Raw genomic sequence first — 11,591 nt, forward strand, 5'->3', positions numbered from 1 at the left:
CGACTGCCTTTAATTTCATAGATGCGAGTCCTGCTGAAGCGTATTGTTTAAACCTTGACTGGGCTCAGACTTAAATGGTGCTGTCGTCAAGGCGAGGTGAAATGATCAGGCTGAGTCAGCATCATCGTATGCAAGTAGCGCTTAGCTAGGTGCTGAAAGTACGTCGTCTGCACGGAAGTAATTGCGATCACCAATGCATTTCGAATCAGGATGCGATGTTTGTCCTGAATTTGGGCACACTTTGTCATATATTCATCTGTTTTCTTGACGATAATAAGTTCCAGTACATCGTCATGATGAAGACGCAGCGGATCATGACCGTGAACGTCCAGCACCTGATCATTATTTTGATCGAGCTCCTCATATAAAGAAGAGTAGATCTGATAAAAAGTTAACGGGCGAATCGGGTAATCTCCATCATGCTCCTGTTGTTCGAACAATACGGACAAGAGCTGCCGTATCGCTTCAAAGCTCAGCGTTGCCCGTAGATCCTCTACAATCAGGATGATAGCAGCTTGCTGCAAGTCATACTTTTTCCCAACGCGTGGAGAACAGATCAATTCTTTGATATCCCGTTTAACCCAATTCTGTATCGATGTAATGGAAAAGCTCGTATATTCAACCTGATTGCCCAGTGACACGATTTCATTTAGCGATAGTCCCTCAGTATGAAGGTTACTTCGAATCAATTTCTCTAATATGATAGGAAGCTTGGACGGCATCATTGTCATACTTGCGGAATCAGTGCCTTTGAATTGCTGGTATCGGCGCCACACTTCTTGGAGGATTAGTAGCGGGCTTTTGCCACTGGCTGCGGACTCGGCTGATTCTCCTGAGTGAGAACGGTACAAAAATTGAAGCAGTGCGGACATTTGCTTCCGAGTTAGCATAAAGGACTCCATTGCTTGCCTCCTTCCGCGCATACACACAGCGTATGCGATATATGATTAACGGTAGCACTAGGCGAGCGTACAATCAAGTTTGCTTGTCATACCTGCTAAGAACTGCCCTTACATCATACAAAGACGACTAATCGCAAGTCAAAGGGAAATAGAAAGCATACCGACCGCTCAGGGATTCAATAACCACCGCTACGGGTTAATTATGACTTAATATGAACCGATTCAGACGTTGTGATTCTGTAGATAAGTTCATATAATAAGTTCAAATGAACTTAAAAATAGGTATCTCAAAGGAGAGAATCATTTAACAATGGAAGTTCCCACCCTAGAATTTATTCTTATCGCTGTATTAATTGCAATGACTGCATTTTTCGTAGCAGCCGAGTTTGCCATCGTTAAGATACGAACAAGTCGTATCGATCAGCTGGTGCTGGAAGGCAAGGCTAATGCATTAGCCGCCAAGAAGGTGATTAGCAATCTGGATGGCTACTTGTCCGCCTGTCAGCTAGGCATTACGATTACAGCACTTGGTTTAGGATGGTTGGGTGAGCCTACCGTTGAAAAGCTGCTCCATCCGTTGTTCGAAATTGCTGGTTTTCCGGAGCAGATCAACAAAGTATTGTCGTTTATTGTAGCATTTGTTCTAATTACGTTTCTGCACGTTGTGGTTGGTGAATTGGCGCCAAAGACAGCAGCTATTCAGAAAGCAGAGCAAGTGACCCTACTCTTTGCCAAGCCGCTTATCATTTTCCATAAAGTTATGTATCCGTTTATTTGGATGCTGAATGGCTCTGCCAATGCGATTACACGCATGTTCGGTATGAAACCTGCTAGCGAGCACGAAGAAGCCCATTCAGAGGAAGAGCTGCAGATCATCTTAAGTGAGAGCTTTGAGAGCGGGAAGATCAACAATACGGAGTATGGTTATGTGAGCCGCATATTTGCATTTGATGACTTGTTAGCGAAAGAAATTATGGTTCCTCGAACAGATATGATTGCACTGGACGCTGATCTTACTGTCGATGAAAATATGGACATTATGAAGCAAGAAGAATATACACGTTATCCAGTCATTAAAGAGGATAAAGATAACGTCATTGGTATGGTCAATACGAAGCAGATGTTCCTTGATTACAAGATGATTGCAGACGTCCCGGTTGAGCAACTGGTTCAGCCGATCATGACGGTATCAGAGGCGATGCCTGTCAAGAAGCTGCTGCGCAAGATGCAATTGGAACGTGCGCATATGGCGATTCTCGTCGATGAATACGGGGGAACATCGGGCATGATTACGATAGAAGATATATTGGAAGAGATCGTTGGTGAGATTAGGGACGAATTTGATGCTGAAGAGCGCGCTGAAGTAGAGCGAGTGGCAGAAGGTCATTATCGTGTCGATGGAAAAGTACTGTTGTCAGAAGTGAATGATTTGTTGGGTACCCATCTTGAAAGCGCTGATTTCGACACAATTGCCGGATGGTTGTATGATCGTTTCCCAGATGGAAAGCGTGGCAGCAAGATTACGGTAGAGGGTGTAGAATTTACGATTTTGGAAAAGGAAAGACATCGAATCCGTAAAGTAGAGCTCAAGAGAGCGGCTGATAGTACGGAGTAACTTAAGTTAACAAAGAGCCTGTCCCCTCTGGGGGCGGGCTTTTTGTTATGTTGAGCTTGACATTTGTTTGAGAGATGGATAAAATTCTGTTAAGTTGTTAATCGTAATAATTACGAATAAATAGAAGGGATGATAAGTATGAGTAATAGTGAATGGAAAGTGGGAGGCGGTTATGAGCCGATTCCTGTCACGGTGTTATGCGGCTATCTAGGTTCTGGTAAGACGACAGTGCTTAACCATATCCTGAAGCAGCGAGGGGGGATGCGTGTCGCAGTGATTGTGAATGATATGAGCGAAGTAAATATAGATGCAAAGCTGATTAAGTCAGGCTCTGCTTTGTCACGTACAGAAGAAAAGCTGATTGAGCTGTCCAATGGCTGTATCTGCTGTACACTTCGTGATGATCTGCTTCAAGAAGTGAGAAGATTGACTGAGGAAGGTAGATTTGATGCAATTGTAATCGAGTCGACTGGAGTGGGGGAGCCAATTCCGATCGCCCAAACCTTCACCTACATGGATGACAACTTGAAGATTGATTTATCAGAGCAGTGCCGGTTGGATACAATGGTTACTGTAGTAGATGCTTATCGCTTCTGGCATGATTTCTCATCGGGTGACAGTCTGCTGGAGCGCCAGCAGGCAGTCGGCCATGAAGATGAGCGTGACGTAGTGGACCTGCTTATTGATCAGATCGAGTTCTGTGATGTACTGCTGCTAAACAAGTGTGACATGGTTCAAACGGAGGAGCTCGATCAGTTGGAGCAGCTCATGCGCAAGCTGCAGCCAAGGGCGCGGATTATACGCACCGTTAAAGGCCAAGTGGATGTAAATGATATCCTTAATACGCATTTGTTTAATTTTGAGGCAGCTAGCATTTCCCCAGGGTGGATGCAGGAATTACAGCGTGAAGAGCATACACCGGAGACAGAGGAGTACGGCATTGGATCCATGGTATTCCGGAGTCGTCGCCCATTCCATCCCGAACGGTTAGGTCTTCTCTTTGAGGAATGGCCGGAAGCGATCATACGTGCCAAAGGCACATTATGGATTGCCTCGCGGAATGATATCGCAGCATCCATCAGTCAGGCCGGGGCTTCAATCCGCTTTGGTCCTGCGGGCTACTGGATTGCGGCCTTGCCTGACGATGAACGGCAGATCTATCTGGATGCGGAGCCGGATCTGGCGGCGAACTGGGAGCCGCGTTGGGGGGATCGGATGACGGAACTCGTCTGTATCGGCATAGACTTGGATCGTGAAGTGATGAACAAGCGACTAGAAGACTGTGTGCTGCGTGTAGATGAAGTAGAGCTGGATTGGAGTTCCTTTCCTGATCCGCTGCCATCTTGGGATCAAGCGTTAGAACAAGTGGAGATGCAAGAAATCGGTACGGACGTAAGTAGGTAATGAATGACTTGAGACCTACCTCAGTCGTAATAACGTCTTCTTATGAGAGCTCTGACTGCGACATAGTCTGGGCTCTTTTTCCTATCCAGCCTTGTACCTGAACAGCCTGTGCAGCCATAAACTGAAGCTAATCTTTAAGCTTGTATTGCTGTTTGCATATTAGTCAGTAACGATCGTGTAAGCGCTGCAGTGAATAAACGATACATTATAAAGACAGAGTGGAAAATAACAGGTCTCGTCATCATATTAAGCGCCAGCGATTCGCTATTTTATTATTTTGTCCTACATTAAAAATGTACAATGCTACAAATTCATTCACAATTGTTATCGTTAAATCTGAAATCTAACGTATGTTCAAGAAGAGTATTATGTGCTAAAGTAAATAACATGTTGCAAAAAGGAAATAACACCCAAAAGAAATGTGTGTTTGTAAGGAGTAACCTCAGTATTTCGGATGATCTTCCTATTTTGCCGTACATTCGCTGTGTGCTTGATAACTTTACTGTACCCGCTATATATTAGCGCACACTATTACTGCATATGCTCCCCGCACGTATCCGCTATGCATGGACACAGTTGACCTTGCTTGGTCAGATGTTGTTAACCAGAGGGTCATGCTGCACACAATAATATGTAATCAACATTCTCCGTGTAACCATTGTTCATTTAGCTGTCTGTTGACAGTGCACAGGCTGAATACGCGCTAGGTGCACATTTCGCGACCATTACACATATCCAATGAAATACGTGAATATAGGATAGCAACAGAAGGATCGTTGTTGGGTAACGTAAACTAGACGATAAGGCCTAACAGGTATCTCGATTTCGAGAACAATGGGGCCGATATAATGACTATATGATATATATTGTGGGGTTTGTTTAACCGTAATCAGGGATTACTGTACGTAATATGCTAGGGGTCGGCTTTACATTGGGTACTAATCCAATTTGAAACATTTTTTATTATGGTGTATTTTATGACTTTCAGATAGGCTATATAGACTTTTGGCCTGTAGTGCCAGCGGTGTTCCTAGCTTTTCTGCAATGAATCTCATAATTATTTAAATTAATGGAGGCTTGTTTATGAGTCAACACGTTCAACAAGACCGGGTTATCACATACGACATGTCCTATAGCAGGGATGAGAGATATCGCGAAGTAGCTACTAATCCCGAGCAGATGCGAATGGGCGTTGCAGCAATGATTGCTCATTATGAAAAGACGGAAGATGAGATTACGGCAGGGCGAATTAGCATCTACTTGCGGATTCTAGGTGAGCTGGATGAAGGCGAAAAGTACGCACGTTTGGCGATCGGCGCATATCGGGAAGAGAAACGGCCAAGAGGTGTATACGTTAACAAAATCCGGCTCGCTCGCATTCTACATTGGAAGGGCGAATATAACGAAGCAGCTGACATACTGTCGTACTTAAAAACAACGTTGGAACGCGAGCATATTGCAGTCGATTTGTTAGATCTTATCTATTATGTAACTGGTGAAGTGAAGGTTGATCAGGGTCATTATAAAGAGGCGCTTTCCTTCTTAAAGGAAGCCAAACGATTGGGTGAGATTAAAAAGGATCACGAAGCGCTTGCAGCGACTGTAGCAGCAATCGCAAGGGCTGAACGATTGTTGTCTGATGAGGTCGAATGCGAATAGGAACGGAATCGAACTGAAGTTAAGTGCAGTCAGAGGAGAATTTGTGAAAAAGATGCTAAAGTTTCTCAATATCGGTTATTTGCGCATCGGGACTTATCGACAGCAGGAAGCGTACAAAGCTCTGATCTCATCCCATATCATGGATATATTAGACCCTTACACCCCCATATTAGTGGGGACGATTCCACTGGAAATTGATCTACCGCACAGTGACCTTGATATCGCATGTGAAGTACATGATTTGCATGGCTTCAGACATGAGATGGAGGCGAGACTTCGTCCGTTTTCGCCCTTACATCTAGCTATAGGAGTCATAAATGGACAACCCTATATTACAATAAGTTTTACATATGAAGGTTGGGATATTGAAATATTTGGACAACCAGTCCCAACGACAACTCAGAACAGCTTTCGACATATGATAGTGGAATGGCGTTTGCTGGAGCTCATAGGAGAGAACGGTAAGCAGGATATACTTAACATGAAGAGGGCTGGTTTCAAGACAGAGCCTGCTTTTGCGGAGTACTTAAAGTTAGCAGGCAACCCTTATGAGTCACTGTTAATGTTGGCAGACCTAGGCGACGCTGCATTACAGCGGTTCGTAGAAGCGGCGCGATAAAGTAGGGATAACGTTGTTATCATAGAGAAACCTTCTGATTGAGAACGGTTCAAAATAAATGTTATAGCAACTAAATTAAAGAATATATAAAGCACTGGCATGCTTCCAGTGTTTTTTATATTTTATTTTAATCGTATTAGGCTCAGCAATTCTTTTTGTACCTATGAACAGTGAACTAGCTGGGAAGGTTGTTTGAACTGTGTCTACTTGGAAATAACAAGTAAATACTGTATGAAGCAGGGATAATCTACTATCCCCATTCAATTACAAGAAATTAAAACTGTACTTTTGTTTCATTTTCTTCTAATATCATGGAGGGATTTACAAGATGTCATAGTAAAACACGGCTTTTGCATGTTACAATGGGGTCGTTCATTTTGGTGTAAGGAGTACAATGTATGAGTGTTGATCACAATCCGTTTGACCGACATTTTGACAGCCTAGAATCGATAGCAGATACGATAAGTGAAGTTGTGCAGTGTCCAGTTACGATCGAGGACGCTAGTCACAAGCTGTTGGCTTATAGTTCGCATGATCCGGAGACGGACCCAGCTCGGATTGCTACAATTATTGGAAGACGAGTTCCGGAAAATGTCATAAGTGCCCTTTGGAAAGAAGGGATTATTCAGCAGATCATGACAAGTCATGAACCCATCCGAATCTCACAAATAAGTGAGGTTGGGTTAGGTGATCGAATCGCGATAGCTATTCGCAATAACCAGGATGTACTTGGCTATATTTATATATTAGATAACAATCAACGTACAAATGAGACATCTCTGCAGTTGCTGCAGCAAGCAGCACAGGCTGCACGAACGAAGCTTGTCCAACTGCAGACGCAGAATCGCAAGCAAGAACAGCATAACCATGATTTCTTTTGGCATTTGCTCACTCATGCTAACCAATCCGAGCCGGAAACTAAAGAACGTGCCTCGCAATTAGGAATTGCGCTGCCACCTCGGTATCAAGTGATTGTACTGGAGTTCGAGTCCGATATAAACGATAAGTTGAACCAGCAGATCCAGTACACCATTCGCACGGTCCAGCAAATTCGAATTGCGCTTCATGTGATCCACAATAACCGTTTAATTATGATGTGCGCACCCGGAGTTGGAAAGCATGCAGAACTGCATTACAAAGACGAATGCAGCAAATTTATTACACAACTAAAGCTCCGTTTTGGAGCTGTGCCTGTTCGTAGAGGCGGGGGCTTGTTTTATGAGCAGTACGTCTCCGTGGAGAAGAGCTACCAAGAAGCGTTAGTTGTCATTCAAATGAGAAATAAGTATCCGGAAGCACTGAGCGGCATAAATGACTATAATGAATTGGGATATTATCGCTATCTGCCTACGTTGGTTGTGGATAGAGAACGTAAACCGATCATCAACGAGAATCTCAATCGGCTTTGGCAATATGACGATGAACATAACAGCGATCTGTTGTATACGTTGGAAATATTTCTAAATCAAGATAGTAATGTGAAAAAGGCGGCAGAGGTGCTGCATGTGCATACCAACACGTTGATGTACCGTTTAAAGCGTATTATGGAGATCGGTGATATCGACTTGAATAATATGGATCAGAAAGTAACGATGTATTTAGAGTTGAAGCTAAATAAATGGAAGTAACCAATATGGCACCTGTCTTTGTGTAAAACTACAAAGACAGGTGATTTTTTTTGGAAATCAAGATAAGGTAGTGGATCGCAAACTACCTTATACTGGAAAGAGACGACTTTAATTTCAGGAGGCTTGAAGATGCGGATTGGTGTGCCAAAGGAATTAAAGAATAATGAAAATCGAGTTGCCATTACACCGTCAGGTGTGGTTGCTTTGTATCAATCAGGTCATGACATCCTTATCGAGGACGGCGCAGGCACTGGCAGTGGCTTTACGAATGAAGACTATATTAGGGCTGGAGCAGAAATAGGTTCAAGTGCCGCTGATGTATGGTTTCGGGCTGATATGATATTAAAGGTGAAAGAGCCCATTCCTTCTGAATATGCTTATTTTCGATCAGGTCTTATTTTGTTTACGTATTTACATCTAGCTGCAGAGCCTGGATTAGCGAAAGCGTTGACAGAGAATGGGGTAACAGCAATTGCGTACGAAACAGTTGAAGTGAATCGGACGCTGCCTTTATTAACACCAATGAGTGAAGTCGCGGGACGGATGGCCGCCCAGATCGGGGCACAATTTCTCGAAAAATCTCATGGTGGAAAAGGAATTTTGTTGGGAGGTGTACCTGGTGTCAGACGTGGGAAAGTGTCTGTCATCGGTGGTGGTATCGTCGGTATGAACGCTGCCAAGATTGCAATAGGACTTGGAGCTGATGTTACAATCATCGATATGAATGCGGATAGGCTGCGGCAATTGGAAGATATATTCGGTTCATCCATTCATACTTTGATGTCTAATCCGCTTACGATTGCCGAAACAGTTGCCGAGTCAGACTTGGTCATCGGAGCGGTTCTGATCCCTGGAGCGAAGGCACCTAAGCTGGTAAGTGAAGCGATGATTCAGTCGATGCAGGCTGGCTCTGTTGTCGTTGACGTGGCCATCGATCAAGGGGGCATTTTTGAGACCGTTGATCATATTACAACTCATGACAATCCAACTTACGTTAAGCATGGCGTAGTTCATTACGCTGTTGCCAATATGCCAGGAGCAGTTCCGCGCACATCGACGATCGCACTGACAAATGCTACGATTCCATACGCCTTGTTAATGGCTAACAAAGGATTGGAACAGGCACTACGGGAGCATAAAGCTCTATTGGCAGGCGTGAATACGGCAGGAGGCGCTGTTACTTATTACGCAGTTGCCCGAGATTTGCATCTCGACTATGTTCCTGCAGCAGAAGCATTAAAGTATGTCTCTGTTAATTTGTAACAAGTCAGATGGAGAGAAACTAGGCAATACGATGTATACTTTTTAGCTGCAAACCCCAGTTCTTATATAAATGAATTTGGTAAGCGAATTCGTGACCCCTGCGCGAATTCGCTTTTTAAATTGTGCAAGTCAGTTGCTCTGATATCGAAATCGCTTGAGGTATATGCAGCAGTGCATGAATCTGGTAAAATAACGAAAACACCACTTTATGGCAAAAAAATGGAGGCATTGGAACTGAAAGCGAGACCACAGTTTATAGCCGTTTATGGAGCTGCTGGCAGTCTTTGCAGTCCTTGTGTGTTTAATAGGGTTAATGTATCGAACACTTATTACCGACAAATCTTCGCACGTTGTGCATCTCAAGTATTTGAACTGGTTTAGAATGGTATGTTTTCGCATCAAGGATGAATGGGAATAGCCACAATCCCCAGTTAGAAAGGAGGATGATCGTCATGTGGTATACGATTACGGCGTTGCTGGCAGCCGGGGTTACATGGATATGTTATCGCATATTTCAGAGGATCAGGCTACTGGAAGAGCAGAATGACGAGCTTCTGTTTCGGATTGAGCAGCTTGAAAGCAGGCGGATAATGGAGCCAGATCATTATGTATCTTAATGAATATACGATGGATAGGCAGCTATCACATTCTCATCTTGTTGTCTGTTTGTTAAAGATTTGATTAAGAAATTCAGAATTGCTGTACAAAAAAAGTACATTATATAGAATTAGTACTAGGAGCATAGATCAAGGTTGCTAGTGGTTTAAGTAAGATAACCTATTAGAAGTGATATAACTACTATTCCAGTAAACTGATCATTACATGTAAGACGACCTCTTCTGCTCCGTGCTTCAGATTTTTTCCTACCCACTTTCTAAGCTCACTGCGAGTAACACCTTCATCACAGCTCTATTTTAACTCATACATCAGGATGAAACACATAGATACATATATCGTGGAGGGAGACTGTACAATTGAATATTTCAATTATTATTCCAGTTCACAACAAAGTTGAGCAGTTGGAGCGGACCTTGGCGTTTATTAGCGAGCAACAGCATCGGGACGACATTGCGTATGAGGTAATTGTTGTGGATGACGGCTCAACAGAACCTGTTAAAGAGGTAGTAGATTCGTTTGTGTCGAAAATTAAAGCGTTAAAATATTTGTTTATTCCACGGGATAAATTCTCGTGCCGTTCCAGAACAAGAAATACAGGAGTTAATGAGAGCAGGGGAGATATCTTTGTGTTTTTGGATTGCGGGATCGTGATTCCAGCACATTTTGTGGATCGTGTCGCCGAGAGAATCGGCTTAAGCCAGAATACTGTTTTGTACCATTATATCCTTGGTGCATTTACAGACCCGGACAAAGAGGACATGTCGGTAATAGATGGAATTACACCTCACAATTTACAAGAAATAAGTGAGCGTTTGAAGTACCATCCGGCTTGGGAGGACATGAGAACGTCTCATTTTCACCTAGTTGAAAATAATTTAAACCGGATGGATGTACCGTGGACGATGGGCTGGAGCGGGGCAATAAGCGCATCCAGGGAAATTGTGCTGCAAGCTGGTGGCTTTGACGAATCGTTTAAAGGCTGGGGAGCAGAGGACACGGATTTCTCTTATCAACTTCACAAACAAGGCGCTGTTATGCATGCGACAGAAGATATTTGTGTCCTTCATTTGCCGCACCGCTCAGATGATCAGAAGCAGCTTAAGATTAAGTCGAGTTTTCTTAATCGAAAGAAAATGCACGTAAAAAATTATCAGTTTGATACGGAAATTTATCCGTATTCAGCTGACATGCATTACGATCAGGTCATTTCTAAATTTAATCATCTCGTTGTGAAATACTATACGCCGGAATATGAGCTTTCCTTTATCGATACACTTAATGCTAACTATATTGCCGGTTCAGAATGCTCACTTATTATTGGTGAGGACAGTATTGCACATCTTTCCGCGCTCCATACTTCTCATATTTTCATCCAGAATAAACACATACACCAAGCTTATACTGAACGGTTTGCTGCTAGGGAAGTTGTGTATCTGCTCGGGGTTGATACACCGTATGCTCGGGGGTATTTCGATACGATTGTTGTGACGGATTATTACCGCATGATCAGTGAACCTCTTGCTGGTTTAATGTTCAAAGAATGGTTCCGTATTTCCAAGCGATTGATCTTAATCTACCATAAAGAGTACATTTCTTATCTCGCCAATGTGTCAGGATGGACTTGGCATAGTTTAGAGGAAATCGAGCTAATTTTTCGGAGCAACAATTTAGGTTATGAGATCCAGGATCAGCTCGGTGATTATATCATAATTGAGGTAACTAAAGCTGTCAGCAGGCCAACCACATCTACGTCTTTAGCTGATCCGACTTCCGTAGGGAACTAGCTGACTAGGAAAATAGAAGGTGATTCGTAAGTGAGTCATCCGAAGATGTGTTGATGCATTGGTGACTGAGAGGCTAAATATTAAATAATTCATCAAACA

9 protein-coding genes are annotated in these 11,591 nt (G+C 43.2%); 8 read left to right on the forward strand and 1 reads right to left on the reverse strand.

What is annotated here, in order from left to right:
* Nucleotides 1-86 precede the first annotated feature (86 nt).
* Entirely contained in the window at nt 87-902 is an 816-nt protein-coding gene (locus MH117_RS02060) for a DUF1836 domain-containing protein (RefSeq protein ID WP_239326873.1), read from the reverse strand.
* A 310-nt stretch (nt 903-1,212) separates the two neighbouring features.
* On the opposite strand from MH117_RS02060, the gene MH117_RS02065 reads away from it, so the two are divergent.
* The 8 genes from MH117_RS02065 to MH117_RS02100 all read left to right on the forward strand — a co-directional run bounded on the left by MH117_RS02065 (nt 1,213) and on the right by MH117_RS02100 (nt 11,492).
* Nucleotides 1,213-2,517: a hemolysin family protein gene (locus MH117_RS02065; protein ID WP_239326875.1), complete on the forward strand. Its 1,305-nt coding sequence runs from the start codon at nt 1,213-1,215 to the stop codon at nt 2,515-2,517.
* A gap of 138 nt (nt 2,518-2,655) precedes the next feature.
* Nucleotides 2,656-3,921 carry a GTP-binding protein gene (locus MH117_RS02070; protein ID WP_239326877.1) on the forward strand — a complete coding sequence of 422 codons (1,266 nt, stop codon included), beginning with the start codon at nt 2,656-2,658 and terminating at the stop codon, nt 3,919-3,921.
* Between the two features lie 1,083 nt (nt 3,922-5,004).
* Complete coding sequence (locus MH117_RS02075; protein ID WP_239326879.1) at nt 5,005-5,580, forward strand: hypothetical protein; 576 nt, start codon at nt 5,005-5,007, stop codon at nt 5,578-5,580.
* Nucleotides 5,581-5,632: 52 nt separating this feature from the next.
* Nucleotides 5,633-6,199, forward strand: a complete 567-nt coding sequence (locus MH117_RS02080) for a DUF4269 domain-containing protein (protein ID WP_239327729.1) — start codon at nt 5,633-5,635, stop codon at nt 6,197-6,199.
* A gap of 398 nt (nt 6,200-6,597) precedes the next feature.
* Entirely contained in the window at nt 6,598-7,827 is a 1,230-nt protein-coding gene (locus MH117_RS02085) for a PucR family transcriptional regulator (RefSeq protein WP_239326881.1), read from the forward strand.
* Between the two features lie 129 nt (nt 7,828-7,956).
* Nucleotides 7,957-9,090, forward strand: coding sequence for an alanine dehydrogenase (ald, locus tag MH117_RS02090; RefSeq protein WP_239326883.1), 1,134 nt, complete (start codon nt 7,957-7,959; stop codon nt 9,088-9,090).
* A gap of 452 nt (nt 9,091-9,542) precedes the next feature.
* A complete protein-coding gene (locus MH117_RS02095) occupies nt 9,543-9,707 on the forward strand; it encodes a hypothetical protein (protein WP_239326885.1) in 165 nt (54 codons plus the stop codon).
* A gap of 357 nt (nt 9,708-10,064) precedes the next feature.
* Nucleotides 10,065-11,492: a glycosyltransferase family 2 protein gene (locus tag MH117_RS02100; RefSeq protein ID WP_239326887.1), complete on the forward strand. Its 1,428-nt coding sequence runs from the start codon at nt 10,065-10,067 to the stop codon at nt 11,490-11,492.
* The last annotated feature ends 99 nt before the right edge of the window (nt 11,493-11,591 follow it).

This window comes from Paenibacillus sp. ACRRX, from assembly GCF_022346885.1.
Taxonomy (GTDB): domain Bacteria; phylum Bacillota; class Bacilli; order Paenibacillales; family Paenibacillaceae; genus Paenibacillus_B.

Coding starts and splice junctions, on each gene's coding strand:
- MH117_RS02085 (WP_239326881.1), top strand. CDS start 6,598: ATGAGTGTTGATCACAATCCGTTTGACCGACATTTTGACAGCCTAGAA.
- MH117_RS02070 (WP_239326877.1), top strand. CDS start 2,656: ATGAGTAATAGTGAATGGAAAGTGGGAGGCGGTTATGAGCCGATTCCT.
- MH117_RS02080 (WP_239327729.1), top strand. CDS start 5,633: ATGCTAAAGTTTCTCAATATCGGTTATTTGCGCATCGGGACTTATCGA.
- MH117_RS02075 (WP_239326879.1), top strand. CDS start 5,005: ATGAGTCAACACGTTCAACAAGACCGGGTTATCACATACGACATGTCC.
- ald (WP_239326883.1), top strand. CDS start 7,957: ATGCGGATTGGTGTGCCAAAGGAATTAAAGAATAATGAAAATCGAGTT.
- MH117_RS02065 (WP_239326875.1), top strand. CDS start 1,213: ATGGAAGTTCCCACCCTAGAATTTATTCTTATCGCTGTATTAATTGCA.
- MH117_RS02060 (WP_239326873.1), bottom strand. CDS start 902: ATGGAGTCCTTTATGCTAACTCGGAAGCAAATGTCCGCACTGCTTCAA.
- MH117_RS02095 (WP_239326885.1), top strand. CDS start 9,543: ATGTGGTATACGATTACGGCGTTGCTGGCAGCCGGGGTTACATGGATA.